Source organism: Rathayibacter sp. YIM 133350 (assembly GCF_037404875.1).
Taxonomy (GTDB): domain Bacteria; phylum Actinomycetota; class Actinomycetes; order Actinomycetales; family Microbacteriaceae; genus Orlajensenia.
In genome coordinates this window covers 108,071-122,685 of the sequence record NZ_JBBELO010000039.1, presented here as the reverse complement: position 1 = coordinate 122,685, position 14,615 = coordinate 108,071, and the positions used below count along the sequence as shown (strand labels likewise).

The following is a 14,615-nucleotide window of genomic DNA, read 5'->3' as shown; positions in this document are numbered from 1 at the left end:
CGTTCACAGCAGCACGTCGCTCAGGTCGTAGGCCGCGGGCACGTCGAGCTGGGCGAACCGGCACGAGCGCGGCTCACGATCGGGCCGCCAGCGGTCGAACTGCACCGTGTGCCGAAAGCGCGAGCCCTCCATCTGGTCGTAGCGCACCTCGGCCACGAGTTCCGGGCGCAGCCGTACGAACGAGACGTCCTTGCTGGCCGAGAAACGGCTGCGCTCGCCCTCGCCCGTGACGGCCTCGCCGTCATCGCCGCGGAGCACGTACGGTTCGAGCTCCTCGACGAGCTCGAGCCGGCGGGCGTTCGAGAAGGCGGATGCGCCGCCGACGTTGCGCAGGTGGTCCTCGTCGTCGTACAGCCCGAGCAGCAGCGAGCCCACTCCCCGTCCGCTCGTATGCACGCGATAGCCCGTGAGCACGACGTCGGCCGTGCGGTGGTGCTTGACCTTGAGCATGGTGCGCTTGCCCGGGGCGTAGGCGCCCTCGAGCGGCTTGGCGACCACTCCGTCGAGGCCGGCGCCCTCGAACTCCTTCAGCCAGCGGCGGGCGAGGTCGACATCCGTCGTGGTCTGGGAGAGGTGGAAGGGCGGGGTCAGCGAACCCGCCAGGCTCTCGAGCACGGCGCGACGCTCCCGAAACGGCCGGTCCAGGTAGCTCTCGTCGTCGAGGGCGAGCAGGTCGAACGCGACGAAGCTCGCCGGCGTCTCGACCGAGAGCTTCTGCACCCGGCTGGCTGCGGGATGGATCCGCTGCGAGAGCGCCTCCCAGTCCAGCCGCTCGGCACCGCGGGTTCCGCGGCGCACGATGATCTCGCCGTCGATGACGCACGGGCCGGGAAGCAGGCGGCGGGCGGCATCCGTCAGCTCGGGGAAGTACCGGGTGAGCGGCTTCGAGCCGCGACTGCCGATCTCGACATCGGTCCCGTCGTAGGCGAGGATGCCGCGGAAGCCGTCCCACTTGGGCTCGTAGCTGAGCCCGCCGCGCACGCTGTCGGGCTCGGGAACCGTTGCGACCGCCTTCGCGAGCATCGGAGAGACGGGAAACTCGAGGGGAAGCTCCATGCATCGATCATGCTGCCCCGACGTCGCCGCCGATAGGCCGGCGGGCGGCGGGTCGCGAAGCAACGCGCTCCTGCTCCTGCGCGAACGGATGCTAGGGCGAGCCTCGTGATGCGTCCACCCCCTGCACGCCGCGCGCCCGCACGCGTTGAATGGGAGCACCGATCAGCAGCAGGCGAAGGAGGCGGCCATGGCCGAGACGACCGGCGACGTGTTCGATGACGAGGCGATGAGCAAGCAGACGGTGACGAACGACGCCGTCGCCGGGGAGACGGTGTTCGACGGAGTCGGCGACGGCAACGACGGGCCCACCGGGGGAGCACCGCGCGAGATCTCGCCCGACTACGCGCCGAACGACCTGGCCGGCGAGGAGATCGACCTCGACGACGACGAGAGCGACCTCGACGGCGACGTCTGAGCGGGCATGGGCACGCGACTGGTGCTCGTCTCCGACACCCACGTCCCGAAACGCGCCCGGTGGGTTCCCGACATCGTGCTGCAGGCGATGGCGGACGCCGATGTCGTCGTGCACGCCGGTGACTGGGTCGACGCGGGCACCCTCGACCTGTTCGAGCGGAGCAGCCGGCGCCTGGTGGGCGTCTACGGCAACAACGACGGGCCCGACCTGCGCTCACGCCTGCCCGAACGCGCCCGGTTCGAGATCGATGGCATCCGGTTCGCGCTCGTGCATGAGACGGGACCGTCGAGCGGGCGCGAGCGCCGGGTCGACGAAGCCTTCCCCGACACCGACGTGCTCGTCTTCGGGCACAGCCACATCCCGTGGGACACCCGCTCGCCCGGCGGCATGCGGCTGCTCAACCCCGGCTCGCCCACGGATCGCCGCAGGCAGAGCGTCTGCACCTTCATGACGGCGACGATCCGCGACGGCGAGCTCTCCGTCGACCTCGTTCGGGTACCGGGCCTCAGCCGAGCGCCGGCCTGACGTCGCGGACGATCGACTCGAGCAGCCGGGCGTTGAAGTCGACGCCGAGCTGGTTCGGCACGGTGACGAGCACCGTGTCGGCCGCCTGCACCGCGGCGTCCTTCGCCAACTCCCGCGCGATCTCGTCCGGTTCGCCCACGTAGCTCTTGCCGAACCGCGCGAGGCCGCCGTCGAGGAAGCCGACCTGGTCCTCGTCGTCTTCCCGTGCGCCGAAGTAGCGCCGGGTCTCGTCGTCGATGAGGGGGATGACGCTGCGGCTGACCGAGATGCGCGGCTCGCGGTCCCAGCCGGCCTCGCCCCACGCCTGGCGGAAGAGCTGGATCTGCTCGGCCTGCAGCTCGTCGAACGGCACTCCCGTGTCTTCGGTGAGCAACGTCGAGCTCATGAGGTTCATGCCCTGCTCGGCCGTCCAGCGCGCCGTCGCGCGGGTGCCAGAACCCCACCAGATGCGGTCCGCGAGCGACTCCGACTGCGGCTGGATGGCGAGACCGCCGCGGGCGCCCACCATCTGCGGGTTCGCCTCTGCGACGCTCGCGCCGGCGATGGCGGCGCGGAAGAGCTCGGTCTTCTGACGGGCGAGGTCGGCACCGCTCGTTCCCTCGGCGGGCACGTAGCCGAAGCTCTCGGCTCCGTTCAGGGCGGTCTCGGGTGAACCGCGGCTGACGCCGAGCTGAAGCCTGCCGCCGCCGATGAGGTCGGCCGCCGCGGCCTCCTCGGCCATGTAGAGCGGGTTCTCGTAGCGCATGTCGATCACGCCGGTGCCGATCTCGATGCGCGTGGTGCGTGTTCCGATCGCGGCGAGAAGGGGGAAGGGCGACGCGAGCTGGCGGGCGAAGTGGTGCACCCGGAAGTAGGCGCCGTCCACTCCGAGTTCCTCCGCCGCCACCGCGAGCTCGATCGACTGCAGCAGCGCGTCGGCCGCGGTGCGGGTGCGTGAACCGGGTATGGGCTGCCAGTGTCCGAACGAGAGGAATCCGATGCGCTTCACGTTCTCTCCCAGCCGATCCCTGCGCACCCCGGTCCGGATGCGCCCTCCCGAATTCTGGCACGCCCCTGCTGTTAGTGTGACGCGCGTGAGCGAAACCGAGCTGCCCACCGCATCCGAGACCTTCCGCTGGGTCGACCCGGCCGTCGCGCTGGCCGAACTGCCGCGACTCAGCGGTCTGGACTACCTGACGGGCATTCTCGATGGACGCATCCCGCCGCCGCCGATCAGCGCCCTGATGAGGATGGACATCGTCTCGGTGCGCCCGGGCGAGGTGGTCTTCGAGTCACGCCCGACGCAGGCGCATTTCAACCCGCTCGGGGGAGTGCACGGCGGGCTGGCGTGCACGGTGCTCGACACCGTGCTCGCCTGCGCGGGGCACACGACGCTCGGCGCCGGGGTGGGCTACACCTCCATCGACATCGCCGTCAGCTACCTGCGACCGATCCGGCCGGATGCCGGGCCGTTGCGCGCCACCGGACGGGTCGTGAAGGCCGGCAGCCGCGTCATCTTCACCGAAGGCGAGATCCTCGACCGCAACGGCGACGTGCTCGCGACCGCGACGAGCAGCCTGCTCGTTCTCGCGGCACGCTAGCCGACGCGACGCTGCGCCGCGATCAGCCGGTCGAAGAGGGCGTCGAGGCGCTCGTCCACCGTCCGTCGCTCGGCGGCGGCGTCGTACCAGGCGATGAGTTCGCGGGCGCCCTCCCAGAACGGCACGGTCGTGTGGAACTCGGGCACGAGCGCCTTCACCTTGCTGTTGTCGAAGACCATCGAGTGCGCCTTGTCGCCGAGCAGTCCGGCGCCGAGCTCGGGGTCGGCGGCGGCGATGCTCTCCGACGGCACGTGCACGATTTCCGCCTCCGCGCCGGCCGCCTCGCCGAGCCAGCGGTAGATCTCGTTCCACGTCGGGGCGTGGTCGCCCGTGATGTGGAAGGTGTCGCCGATCGCCAGCGGGTTGGCCAGCAGGCCGACGAACGCCACGGCGAAGTCGCGCACGTGGGTGATCGTCCACTGCGTCGTGCCGTCGCCGTGCACGATCACGGGCTTGCCCGCGCGCATGCGGGCGATGTCGGTCCAGCCGCCGAGGGTGGGCAGCAGGGTCTGGTCGTAGGTGTGCGACGGGCGGATGATCGTGGCCGGGAAGCCGCGGTCGCGATAGGCCGCGACGAGCAGGTCCTCGCAGGCGATCTTGTCGCGCGAGTACTGCCAGAACGGGTTGCGCAGCGGCGTTGACTCGGTCACCGGCATCCGTGCCGGTGGCGTCTGGTAGGCGGAGGCGGAACTGATGAAGACGTACTGCGCGGTGCGGTTCTCGAAGACCTCGACGTCGGCGGCCACGTGCTCTGGCGTGAAGGCGAGGAACTCCGCGACGACGTCGAAGTGCTCGTCGCCGATCGCGGAGCGCACGCTCTGCGTGTCGCGCAGGTCTGCCGTCAGCTCCCGCACGCCATCGGGAACCGGTCTCTCGTGTGATCGGCCGCGGTTGAGCACGGTCACGTCGTGACCCTGCTGCAGGGCGCGTGCGACGCAGCCCGTGCTGATGACGCCGGTGCCGCCGAGGAAGAGGATGCGTGCCACGCGTTGATTCTGGCACGCCGCATTCGTTGCGCAAGCCGTTGCGGTGCGGGGTTCACGTGTGCAGTGCCGGCGCCATAGAGGGCGGCGCGCGCCGCGTCAAGCCGCGGGACGAGTCGCAGCGAGCGCCCTAGACTGCCCAGCATGCGATTCGGAACCTTCATTCCCCAGGGCTGGCGTCACGACCTTCTCGGCATCGAGCCGGCGCAGCAGTGGGAGACGATGCGCTCCCTGGCGCAGAAGGCCGACGAGGGGCCGTGGGACTCGATCTGGGTCTACGACCACTTCCACACCGTGCCGGTTCCGAGCGACCAGGCCACCCATGAGGCGTGGACCCTCATGGCGGCCTTCGCCGCCAGCACGTCGCGGGTGAAGCTCGGCCAGATGTGCACGTGCATGAGCTACCGCAACCCGGCCTACCTCGCCAAGGTGGCGGCCACCGTCGACATCATCTCGGGCGGCCGCGCGCAGATGGGCATCGGCGGTGGATGGTACGAGCACGAGTGGCGTGCCTACGGCTACGGCTTCCCGGGCGTGGGCGAGCGGCTCGGCCGGCTGCGCGAGGGCGTCGAGATCATGAACCAGGCGTGGACGACGGGCTCCGCCACCCTCGACGGCACGTACTACCAGGTCGAGAATGCCATCGTGCAGCCGCAACCCCTGCAGCAGGGCGGGGTGCCGTTCTGGATCGCCGGCGGCGGCGAGAAGGTCACCCTCAAGATCGCGGCCCAATACGCGCAGTACACCAACTTCGCCGGAACGCTCGAGGAGTTCGACCACAAGAGCGAGGTGCTGCGCGGGCACTGCGATGCCCTCGGCCGTGATTTCGCGTCCATCACCCGCTCCTCGAACTTCAACACCCTCATCGCCGAGACGGAGTCGGAGGTGGCCGATCGCATCGAGGCCCTGCGCGCCCGCGTGCTTCCCTTCCTCGGCGAGGAGAAGACGGCCGGCTTCATCGCGGAGTACACGGGCGGAACGCCCGCCGTCGGCACGCCGGAGCAGGTCGTGGAGCGGCTGCGGGAGCGGGCCGAGCACGGACTGGGCTATAGCATCCACTACTTCCCCGAGGCGGCGTACGACCGCTCGGGCATCGAGCTGTTCGAGCGTGAGGTCATTCCCGCGCTCGCCGGCTGAGCTCCTCCGCGCCCACCGGAATAGGGTGGGTCACGGAACGGTTGGTGCATGCATACGCATTGATCTGAGGAGGATCCGTGATTCCCACGCTGCAGTTCGGCATCGACACCTTCGGCGACGTGACCAACGATCCGAGCGGCCGCGCGCTGCCCTACCCCGAGGTGCTGCGCAACCTCGTCGCACAGGGCGTGCTCGCCGAGAATGTCGGCATCGACGCCATCGGGGTGGGGGAGCACCACCGCGAGGACTTCGCGGTGTCGGCGCCCGAGGTCGTGCTCGCGGCGATCGCCGGACGCACCGAGCGCATCCGATTGGGCACGGCGGTCACGGTGCTGAGCTCCGATGACCCGGTGCGCGTGTACGAGCGCTTCGCGACGCTCGACGGCGTCTCGGGCGGCAGGGCGGAGATCACCCTCGGGCGTGGATCGTTCACCGAGTCCTTCCCGCTGTTCGGCTATGCGCTGAGCGAGTACGAGGACCTCTTCGAGGAGAAGATCGAGCTCTGGTCCCACCTCGTCACCGAACAGCCGGTCACCTGGGCCGGACGCAAGCGCGCGCCGCTGACGGAGCAGTCCGTCTTCCCCAAGACGGAGTCCGGATCCATCCCCACCTGGGTCGGAGTCGGCGGCAGCCCGGAATCGGTCGTGCGTGCCGCGCACTACGGCTTTCCGATGATGCTCGCCATCATCGGCGGATCCTCGGCGCGCTTCCGGCCGTTCGTCGACCTCTACCACCGGGCGCTCGGCCAACTCGGCAAGGACGTGCTCCCGGTCGGCGTGCACTCGCCCGGCCACATCGCCGAGACGGATGCGGAGGCCCGCGAGCAGCTCTGGCCGCACCACCAGGCCATGGTCGCCCGCATCGGCCGCGAGCGCGGCTGGGCGCCTCCCACGCGCGCCCAGTTCGAGAACGAGGTGGACGAGGGCGCCGTCTACGCGGGCTCGCCCGAGACGGTGGCCCAGAAGATCGCGACGACGGTCCGGGCGCTCGGCATTGCGCGCTTCGACCTGAAGTACTCCAACGGAACGCTGCCGCACGAGCAGATGATGCGCTCGATCGAGCTCTACGGCTCCGTCGTCATCCCGCGGGTGCGGGAGCTGCTCGCCTCGGATGAGGAGCAGCAGCCCGCCTGATCACCGGCCTCGCAACCGTTCCATCTCACGCCGCTCGCGTTTGGTCGGTCGACCGGCCCCGCGGTCGCGCAGCGGGACGGCGGCGGCGAGCTCTCTCGGCGGGAGCGGCGGCGTCTTGTCGAGGTAGGCGGTGGCCGCCTGCTCCGCTCCCACGCGCTTCACGAGGATGCCCTGCACCACGAGGATGCGATCGAATCCGTTCAGGCGCACGCGCACCTCGTCGCCTGCCTTCACCGTCTGGGCTGCCTTCACCCGCTCGCCGTTGACGCGCACGTGCCCGGCACGGCACGCTGCCGTGGCGAGCGAGCGGGTCTTGAACTGCCGCACCGCCCAGAGCCACGCGTCCACGCGCGCCGAGGAGGAGGTCACCTCCTCACACTAGTTGCCACCAGATCAGCAGGAGCGTCACGAGGAACCCGACGACGTAGTTGATGCCGAGGAAGGCCCGCCAGCCGCGATTGGCCGCGCCGGAGCCGGCGTCGCTCACCGACCAGAACGGCGCCGCGGCGACGATGTAGGGCAGCACGAGCAGCGCGGCGAGGGGACCCGGCCATTCGGTCAGCAGCATCAGGCAGCCGGCCGCGGCCCAGAGCACGATCGCCAACCGCACGGTGCGGGCGGCCCCCAGCCAGGTCGCGATCGAGGCGATGCCTCCCGCTCGGTCCGGCTCCACGTCCTGCACCGCCCCGAAGGCGTGGCTGGCCATGCCCCAGAGGAAGAAGGCGACGAGCAGCGCGAGCAGCGGCGGTGTGAGCACTGCACCGGCGACCGCGAGTCCGTAGACGGCGGGGCTGACGAAGTGCGTCGCCGACGTCGCCGAGTCCAGCAGCGGGCGCTCCTTGAAGCGCAGGCCGGGCACCGAGTACGCGAGCACGGCGAAGATGCTGACGGCGAGCACGATCCACGACAGCGGCTGCGCGGTGCCCGCTGCGATCAGCAGCGCGACGACGAAGACGCCGCTGCTGATGCTCGCTGCGAGCATGATCGGGCGGTGCAGTCTCGGGCTCAGCAGTGCGCCCTCTGCGCCGCCCTTCCGCGGGTTGCGCAGGTCTGACGCGTAGTCGAAGACGTCGTTGACGCCGTACATGAGCAGGTTGTACGGCACGAGGAAGAACAGCGTGCCGATCACGAAGACGGCATCGATCCGGCCGGTCGAGAGCAGGTACGCCGCGGCGAAGGGATACGCCGTGTTCACCCAGCTCAACGGGCGCGAGGAGAGGAACAACGCGCGCGCGATGCCGGTGCCCTCAGTCGTTGCTCTCACGCCGGCCTCCCAGAAGCACCCAGAGCGATGGCAGCAGCACCGCCGCGGCCACCGGGTAGGCGAAGTCCTCGATCGGTGCGAGCCCGATCTGTATGCCGCTACGGGAATGCACCGAGTACGACATGATCCCGACGGCGATCATGATGTTATCGAACACGGCGGTCGCCACGAGTGTGAGCACGAGGGCGATGCCGATGGGCGCCAGCAGGCGCGGACGCCGGCGCAACGCCACGACGCCGACCACGGCCACGATGGCGAGCGCGATCGCGTCGAGCAGGGCGTAGGTCATGCGCGACGCCGTTTCATCAGGGATTCGGTCAGGGCGATCGCGTTCATGGTCAGGTAGCACAGCAGCACGAGGAAGAACGGCTCCTCGAGCGTCAGCTCGGGGGCCAACATGAGGCCGGTCAGGAAGGGCGAATCGCCCACGAGGAAGAGCCCAAGCGCGATTCCCGCGAGGTCCCAGAGGAGCAGGAAGGCGACCCCGATGGCGAGCACGGCCGCCGCCCGCCAGGGGGAGCGCCAGAAGAACAGCCGGAAGCGCGCATCGAGCACGACCATCCCCGCTATGGAGAGCAGCAGTGCCCCGAGGTAGGCCGCACCCATCAGCTCTCCGCCGCCACGGCATCCGCGACGGCGACGGGACCGGGTGCGACCTCGCCGCGCACCCGCTTCAGTTGCAGCTCTGCGCTGATGAGGCACATCGGCAGTCCCACTCCGGGAATGGTCGTTCCGCCGGCGTAGCTGAGGCCACGTACCCGGTGCGAGCGGTTGGACCCGCGGAGGAACGCGCTCTGGCGCAGGGTGTGGGCGGGACCGAGGGCGCCGCCCTGCCACGCGTTCAGGTCGCTCGCGAAGTCGGCCGGTCCCACGGTGCGCCGCAGCACGATGCGTTCCCGCAGATCGGGGATGCCGGCCCACTGCGCCAACCGGTCGATCGCGGCATCGGCCGCGGACTCGACCGCGGCGTCGCCGTCGCCCTCGAGCCCGCCGGCGCCGATCGAGGGATCGGCCGGCACCGGGATGAGCAGGAAGAGGCTCTCGTGGTCGGCGGGTGCCACGCTGGGATCGGTCGCGCTCGGCATCGAGACGTAGAACGAGGCCGGCTCGGGCACGCCCGGCCGGGCGCCGAAGATGCGAGCGAAGTTCGTGCGCCAGTCCGCGGTGAAGACGAGGGTGTGGTGCGCCAGCTGCGGCAGCCGCCCGCGCACTCCGAGCATGACGAGCACGGCACCGGGCCCGGGGTTGCGCCGTCTCCACCACCGTTCCGGATAGGTGCGCTGGGCCGCGGGAAGCAGTTCGGTCTCGGTGTGGTGCAGGTCGGCGCACGAGACGACCTCGTCGGCGGCGATCTGCTGCAGGCTTCCGTCGATCTCGACCTGCACCCCGGTCACCGAGACCGGCGACTCGGAGGTCGTGGTGATGGCGCGCACCCGCGCGCCCGTGAGGAGGAGCGCACCGTTCTCGCGAGCGAGGCGGGCGATGGAGTCGATCAGGGTGCGGAACCCGCCCTGCGGATAGCGCACGCCGTCGGCGAGGTCGAGGTGGCTCATCAGGTGGTAGAGCGCCGGGGCGTCGAAGGGCGATGAGCCGAGGAAGACCGCGGGGTAGCCGAGGATCTGGCGCAGTCGGCGATCGCGGAAGCGCCGGGAGACGTACGTGTCGAGGCTCTGGGTGAGCAGCCGCAGCAGGGCGGGTACGCGTGCGCCCAGCCCGGGGGAGCGGATCGCCGCGAGCGACGAGAAGTCTGTATAGAGGAATCGCTCCACGGCATCACGGTACGCGCCCTCCGCAGAGCGCAGGTAGCGCTCCAGCGCTGCACCGGCCCCAGGCTCGATGCTCTCGAAGAGACGGATGTTGGCCTCGCGCGACGCCGCGACGTCGACCGGCTGCGACGTGCCCTCGAAGTAGAGCCGGTAGCCCGGATCGAGGGTGCGCAGGTCCAGCTGCTCGGCGGCGCTCGTTCCGAGCAGGCGGTAGAAGTGGTCGAAGACCTCGGGCATGAGGTACCACGATGGCCCGGTGTCGAAGCGGAAGCCCGCGCTCTCCCACAGGCCGGCGCGTCCGCCCAGCGTGGCGTTCGCCTCGAGGAGCGTGACCTGCCTGCCCTCACGGGCCAGCAGTGCCGCCGTCGCGAGGCCGGCGATGCCGCCGCCGATGATCACGGTGCGCGTCACGGTCGTCGTCCTCCCGAGCTGAGCGCGGTGCGCGCCGCGATGCCGAGCTTGGCCGCATCCGTCACGCGCACGCGCGTGACCATGAGCCGCTCGGCCGGCGTGCGGCGCAGCTTCTCGGCCAGCCGCGCGAACAGCCGGGCGGCCGTGGCGACGGCGACCCTGCTCCCGCGCGGAAGCAGGGTGATCGCCTCCTCGGCGGCGAGCAGGTCGTCGTCGATGTCATCGAGCAGGGCGTTCTTGGTGGTCTCCGTGAGCGCGGCGCCCTGAACGCCGGGCAGGTAGTTGCGACCCAGCTGGCCGGCGTCGGCCGCGAGGTCGCGCAGGAAGTTCACCTTCTGGAACGCGGCGCCGAGACGGGTCGCGCCGGCTTCGAGCACGCGGTGCTGTTCGGGCGAATAGCTCACGCCGGCCACGAAGACCCGCAGGCACATCAGGCCGACGACCTCTGCGGAGCCGTGGATGTAGCTGCCCAACTCCCCGTCGGCCAGTGGGGCCGAGTCCAGGTCTCGACGCATGGAGGCGAAGAACGGGGCGGTCAGGCTCGGGGAGATGCCGTAGCGGCGCCCGACGTCGGCGAAGGCGTGCACGATCAGGTTGGTGCTGAAGCCGCAGTCCAGGGCCCGGACGGTCTCGTTCTCGAGGTCATCCAGCTGGCGCCTCTGCTCCGCGAGGCTGAGCCCCGCCTGGGCCGCCGATCCGTCGACCACTTCATCCGCGACCCGTACGAGGGCGTAGATGGAACGGATGGGGGTGCGCAACTCGGGGGCGAGCAGGCGCGTCGAGGTTCCGAACGACGTGGAGTAATGCGCGATGACGGCCGCCGCGCTCGCGTGGGCTGCGGCCGTATAGAGGGAGTCGGTCATCGCGCCCTGCTCACCGCGGACGAGGCGAACTCGGCCAGCTCATCGGCGAGGGTCTCCGGCAGCTCGGATGCGGCGAGTTCGGCGACCGCGAGAGCGGCGTACTGCTCAGCCAGTCGCTGCGTCTCGGCGTCGGCGCCGCAGAGGTGCAGGTGTTCGCGCACGACGGCCGCCGCGTCCTCCTCCAGCGAGGGGTCGCCGATGAGCGCGCTGATCGCCGCCCAGGAGTCCGTGGTCGCCGCATGCGCGAGCAGGGTGGTCGCCTTGCCGGCACGCAGGTCGGCCAGAACGCTCTTGCCGGTCACCGCACCGTCGCCGAATACGCCGAGGAGGTCGTCCGTGAGTTGGAAGGCGATACCGGCGAAGCGGCCGAATCGGCCGAGCGCGGAGATCTCCCGCTCGCCGGCGCCGGCGAGCACGGCGCCCGCCTGGAGGGGCGCCTCGCAGGAGTAGACGGCCGTCTTGCGCTCGAGCGTCGCGATGACCTCCGACAGGGGTGGCGTGTTGATCGCTCCGGCGACATCCGCGAGTTCGCCCGCAGCCGAGACGAAGACGGCACGGTCGATGATCTCGAGCAGCCGCATGCGCACCTCGGCGGGCACGTCGAGGGAGGCAACGAGGCGGTGGGCGAGGCTCAGGGCGAGGTCGCCGGCGAGCAGTGCTGCGGCGGTTCCCCATTCCCGCGCCCGGCCCGATTCGACGCCGCGGGCACGTGCCCGCGTCGCGAACGCGCCGGCGACGTTGGGAGCACCCCGCCGGAACTCGTCGCCGTCGATGATGTCGTCGTGGATGAGGAAGGCGGTGTGCAGCAGCTCGAACGCCGCCGCGAGAGCCGTCGCCGCCTCGGGGTCCGCGCCACCGAAGGCCTCGTAGGCGGCGAGAACGAGTGCCGGCCGTGCGCGCTTTCCGCCCGTACTCGCCGCCTCGAGCCGGCGCCAGAGTTCGACGTAGTCCGGCCCGAAGGCGTCGGCGCGCTCGAGCGCCTCGGCGAAGATCCGGTCGAGCCGGAGCTGCACCGCGTCGATGGCGATCTCAGGCATGGAAGCGTTCCAGCTCGCCCAGTTGCAGCACCATCCACGGGCTGAACGCCCACGGGGTCGCCTCGACGGCGTCGACGAGCGCCGCCGGGCTCACCCAGGTGAACTCGGCCACCTCGCGGGGATCGGGGTCGGGCGCGTCGTCGGTGACGGCGATGTAGACCGGGCAGATCTCGTTCTCGACCGTGCCGCCGGCATCCGTTGCGCGGTAGCGGAAGAGGGGCAGCACGAGCTGCACGTCGCGCACCCGGATGCCGAGTTCGGCGTCGGCGCGCCGGTGCACGGCGCTCAGGAGCGGCTCGGCCGGACGGGGGTGCCCGCAGAACGAGTTCGTCCACACACCGGGCCAGGTGCGTTTCGCCAGCGCACGCCGCGTGACGAGCAGGCGGCCGTCCCTGTCGACCACGTAGCACGAGAAGGCGAGGTGGAGGGCGGTATCCGGACCGTGGGCCTCGGCCTTCATGGCGGTGCCGACCGGCGCTCCGTCGAGGTCGACGAGAACGATCTCATCGTCCACTGGGTGCTCCGTCGGCAACAGCGTCATGCATTCCTCCACAATTAGCTAACTCAGTTAGCCAGATCGACGTTAGCATGTTCTCATGTCCACGGGAACCGACGCACGCGATGAGGGTGTGGCGTACTGGTACGACGTCGAGGACGGCGAGACCACCGCTGCGATCACCGTTCTCGAGGCGATGCGCCGGTTCCGGGCCGCGGACCGTTTGATGCGGGTGCGCACCCAGGGCGACATGGACATGGGGGAGACCGACCTCGCCGCCCTGCGCTTCATCATCGCCGCGGAGAAGAACGGCACCTCCGTCGGACCGACCGACCTGGCCCGGCACCTCGCCATCTCGACGGCGGCGACCGCGAAGCTCGTCACGCGCCTCGTGGCATCGGGGCACCTGCGCCGCCAGCCGCATCCGAGCGACGGGCGCGCGCTCGTGCTGACCACGACCGACAGCTCCCACGAAGAGGTGCGCAAGAGGCTCGGACCGATGCACCGGCGCATGCTGGAGGTCGCTGAGACCCTCACCCCCGATGAGCGCGTGATCGTCGGGCGCTTCCTCTCGGCCATGGCGGATGCCGTGACGGTTCACGACGATCGGTAACGCCTCACGGCTGGCCGTGGGGCATGCTGGGGGAGTGAGCATGCGCAGCGGAGACGCCTGGGTCGAGGGGCCGGACGGCGCCCGCTACTGGGGGCGATTCGGTGCGGCCGGGCTGCTGGCGTGGGATCCCGTCGCCGGAGTCCTCATGCAGCATCGGGCCGCGTGGAGTCATTTCGGCGGAACCTGGGGCCTGCCTGGCGGGGCCCGCCTCGAGGGCGAGAGCGCGGTCGACGGCGCCCTGCGGGAGGCCCAGGAGGAGGCGGGCGTACGCGCCGGCGACCTCGAGGTGCTCACCACCTCGGTCTTCGACGTGGGGTTCTGGTCGTACACGACGGTGATCGCCCGGGCCGTGCGTGCCTTCGAGCCCGTCATCAACGATCCCGAGAGCATCGCCGTGCGCTGGGTCCCCGTCGACGAGCTCGACGCCCTCGAGCTTCACCCCGGATTCGCGGCGAGCTGGCCGGGCCTGCGGGCGCTGCTGCCGACGGCCTGAGTTCAGCCGGTCGTCGCCGGTGTCGGATCGGCGTGCTTGCGCGGGAACCACGGGATGACGGGTGATGTGGCGGCCTGGTAGTCCGCGTACTCCGGATGCCGTGCCCGCGAGAGTGACTCGGTGAAGACGGTCGATCCCACGAACAGCAGCGTGAGCAGCACGGGGGCGAGCAGACTCCAGTGCAGCAGCTGGCCGGTCGCCGTGACGGCGAAGAGGAAGAACACCCACCATTGCGCCTGCTCGAAGAAGAAGTTGGGATGCCGCGAGAAGCGGAACAGACCCCGGGTGAGGAAGCCGGGTGACACGGTGCGGCCGGCCGCGAGTTCCCGCTTCTTCCACTGGTGGAAGTTCCACTGCTGCTGGTTGGCCGCCGTCTCGCCGGCGAGGAAGAGCAGGAACAGCACGGCGAGCACGATGTCCCAGCCGTTCAGCGCCGCACCGCCGTTGTCGTAGACCGTCCAGGCGGGCAGGCAGATGCCCAGGATGAGGGCGTTCTGGTAGAGGGCGATGAAGAAGAAGTTGAAGGCCTGGAATGCCGCCGGCGACATCCGGCTACGCAGTACGGCCCAGCGGTAGTCCTCGCCGCCCGGGGCGTAGCCGCCCTTGCGCGCGAAGTTGAACGTGAGCCGCGTACCCCACAGCGTGACCAGCACGGCCATGATCAGCAGGCGCGGGTCGGAGAATCCGCTGGCCGCCGCGAACACCCAGACGTAGGCGATCGGCGCGAGTGACCAGATGCGGTCCACCCACGAGTACTCGCGCGTGAGGAGGGAGGCGAGCCAGGTGGCTGCGACGAGTGCCCCGCAGATCCAGAGGCAGAGCACGAGGGGGTTCATGTCTCGC

General features: G+C 70.4%; 19 protein-coding genes. 7 read left to right on the top strand and 12 right to left on the bottom strand.

Translation table 11 applies throughout. The features are described 5' to 3' along the window. Nucleotides 1–3 precede the first annotated feature (3 nt). Nucleotides 4–1,056: an ATP-dependent DNA ligase gene (locus WDJ51_RS15020; protein WP_337853277.1), complete on the bottom strand. Its 1,053-nt coding sequence runs from the start codon at nt 1,054–1,056 to the stop codon at nt 4–6. A 187-nt stretch (nt 1,057–1,243) separates the two neighbouring features. On the opposite strand from WDJ51_RS15020, the gene WDJ51_RS15015 reads away from it, so the two are divergent. Together WDJ51_RS15015 and WDJ51_RS15010 are read left to right on the top strand one after the other, a co-directional pair. Next, a complete protein-coding gene (locus tag WDJ51_RS15015) occupies nt 1,244–1,471 on the top strand; it encodes a hypothetical protein (RefSeq protein ID WP_337853276.1) in 228 nt (75 codons plus the stop codon). A gap of 6 nt (nt 1,472–1,477) precedes the next feature. After that, nucleotides 1,478–1,996, top strand: a complete 519-nt coding sequence (locus WDJ51_RS15010) for a metallophosphoesterase family protein (protein ID WP_337853275.1) — start codon at nt 1,478–1,480, stop codon at nt 1,994–1,996. Here WDJ51_RS15010 and WDJ51_RS15005 read toward each other — a convergent pair. Continuing rightward, the gene (locus WDJ51_RS15005; protein WP_337853274.1) at nt 1,977–2,984 is read right to left on the bottom strand and encodes an LLM class flavin-dependent oxidoreductase; all 1,008 of its coding nucleotides are present in this window, start codon (nt 2,982–2,984) and stop codon (nt 1,977–1,979) included. The two genes, WDJ51_RS15010 and WDJ51_RS15005, sit on opposite strands and share 20 nt — an antisense overlap. Before the next feature lie 85 nt (nt 2,985–3,069). Between WDJ51_RS15005 and WDJ51_RS15000 the strand changes: the two genes are divergently transcribed. Then, nucleotides 3,070–3,576 (top strand): PaaI family thioesterase, encoded by a 507-nt coding sequence (locus WDJ51_RS15000; RefSeq protein WP_337853273.1) that lies wholly within the window; start codon nt 3,070–3,072, stop codon nt 3,574–3,576. Here the strand turns inward: WDJ51_RS15000 and WDJ51_RS14995 are convergent. Next, nucleotides 3,573–4,562: an SDR family oxidoreductase gene (locus tag WDJ51_RS14995; RefSeq protein ID WP_337853272.1), complete on the bottom strand. Its 990-nt coding sequence runs from the start codon at nt 4,560–4,562 to the stop codon at nt 3,573–3,575. The genes WDJ51_RS15000 and WDJ51_RS14995 overlap by 4 nt on opposite strands. A gap of 141 nt (nt 4,563–4,703) precedes the next feature. Here WDJ51_RS14995 and WDJ51_RS14990 point away from each other — a divergent pair, with 141 nt between their 5' ends. Continuing rightward, nucleotides 4,704–5,696, top strand: coding sequence for an LLM class F420-dependent oxidoreductase (locus WDJ51_RS14990; RefSeq protein ID WP_337853271.1), 993 nt, complete (start codon nt 4,704–4,706; stop codon nt 5,694–5,696). Nucleotides 5,697–5,773: 77 nt separating this feature from the next. Continuing rightward, nucleotides 5,774–6,829 carry an LLM class flavin-dependent oxidoreductase gene (locus tag WDJ51_RS14985; protein ID WP_337853270.1) on the top strand — a complete coding sequence of 352 codons (1,056 nt, stop codon included), beginning with the start codon at nt 5,774–5,776 and terminating at the stop codon, nt 6,827–6,829. Here WDJ51_RS14985 and WDJ51_RS14980 read toward each other — a convergent pair whose 3' ends face one another. Genes WDJ51_RS14980 through idi form a run of 8 tightly spaced genes read right to left on the bottom strand, consistent with a single transcriptional unit; the run spans nt 6,830 to nt 12,684 of the window. Then, nucleotides 6,830–7,198, bottom strand: coding sequence for an RNA-binding S4 domain-containing protein (locus WDJ51_RS14980; protein ID WP_337853269.1), 369 nt, complete (start codon nt 7,196–7,198; stop codon nt 6,830–6,832). Nucleotides 7,199–7,202: 4 nt separating this feature from the next. Further along, the gene (locus WDJ51_RS14975; protein WP_337853268.1) at nt 7,203–8,093 is read right to left on the bottom strand and encodes a prenyltransferase; all 891 of its coding nucleotides are present in this window, start codon (nt 8,091–8,093) and stop codon (nt 7,203–7,205) included. Then, a complete protein-coding gene (locus tag WDJ51_RS14970) occupies nt 8,077–8,382 on the bottom strand; it encodes a lycopene cyclase domain-containing protein (RefSeq protein ID WP_337853267.1) in 306 nt (101 codons plus the stop codon). Before WDJ51_RS14970 ends, WDJ51_RS14975 begins: the two co-directional genes overlap by 17 nt. After that, complete coding sequence (locus tag WDJ51_RS14965) at nt 8,379–8,699, bottom strand: lycopene cyclase domain-containing protein (RefSeq protein ID WP_337853266.1); 321 nt, start codon at nt 8,697–8,699, stop codon at nt 8,379–8,381. The genes WDJ51_RS14970 and WDJ51_RS14965 overlap by 4 nt, the downstream gene beginning before the upstream one ends. Next, the gene (gene crtI, locus WDJ51_RS14960; protein ID WP_337853265.1) at nt 8,699–10,270 is read right to left on the bottom strand and encodes a phytoene desaturase family protein; all 1,572 of its coding nucleotides are present in this window, start codon (nt 10,268–10,270) and stop codon (nt 8,699–8,701) included. Before crtI ends, WDJ51_RS14965 begins: the two co-directional genes overlap by 1 nt. Continuing rightward, nucleotides 10,267–11,133 (bottom strand): phytoene/squalene synthase family protein, encoded by an 867-nt coding sequence (locus WDJ51_RS14955; protein WP_337853264.1) that lies wholly within the window; start codon nt 11,131–11,133, stop codon nt 10,267–10,269. The genes crtI and WDJ51_RS14955 overlap by 4 nt, the downstream gene beginning before the upstream one ends. Beyond that, nucleotides 11,130–12,170, bottom strand: coding sequence for a polyprenyl synthetase family protein (locus WDJ51_RS14950; protein WP_337853263.1), 1,041 nt, complete (start codon nt 12,168–12,170; stop codon nt 11,130–11,132). The genes WDJ51_RS14955 and WDJ51_RS14950 overlap by 4 nt, the downstream gene beginning before the upstream one ends. Further along, nucleotides 12,163–12,684, bottom strand: a complete 522-nt coding sequence (gene idi, locus WDJ51_RS14945) for an isopentenyl-diphosphate Delta-isomerase (protein WP_337853262.1) — start codon at nt 12,682–12,684, stop codon at nt 12,163–12,165. The genes WDJ51_RS14950 and idi overlap by 8 nt, the downstream gene beginning before the upstream one ends. 82 nt (nt 12,685–12,766) lie before the next feature. Here idi and WDJ51_RS14940 point away from each other — a divergent pair, with 82 nt between their 5' ends. Both WDJ51_RS14940 and WDJ51_RS14935 read left to right on the top strand, forming a co-directional pair. Next, nucleotides 12,767–13,279: a MarR family winged helix-turn-helix transcriptional regulator gene (locus tag WDJ51_RS14940; RefSeq protein WP_337853261.1), complete on the top strand. Its 513-nt coding sequence runs from the start codon at nt 12,767–12,769 to the stop codon at nt 13,277–13,279. Nucleotides 13,280–13,319: 40 nt separating this feature from the next. Continuing rightward, the gene (locus tag WDJ51_RS14935; RefSeq protein ID WP_337853352.1) at nt 13,320–13,772 is read left to right on the top strand and encodes an NUDIX hydrolase; all 453 of its coding nucleotides are present in this window, start codon (nt 13,320–13,322) and stop codon (nt 13,770–13,772) included. Between the two features lie 2 nt (nt 13,773–13,774). Here WDJ51_RS14935 and WDJ51_RS14930 read toward each other — a convergent pair whose 3' ends face one another. Then, a complete protein-coding gene (locus WDJ51_RS14930) occupies nt 13,775–14,608 on the bottom strand; it encodes a DUF1295 domain-containing protein (RefSeq protein ID WP_337853260.1) in 834 nt (277 codons plus the stop codon). Between the last annotated feature and the right edge of the window lie 7 nt (nt 14,609–14,615).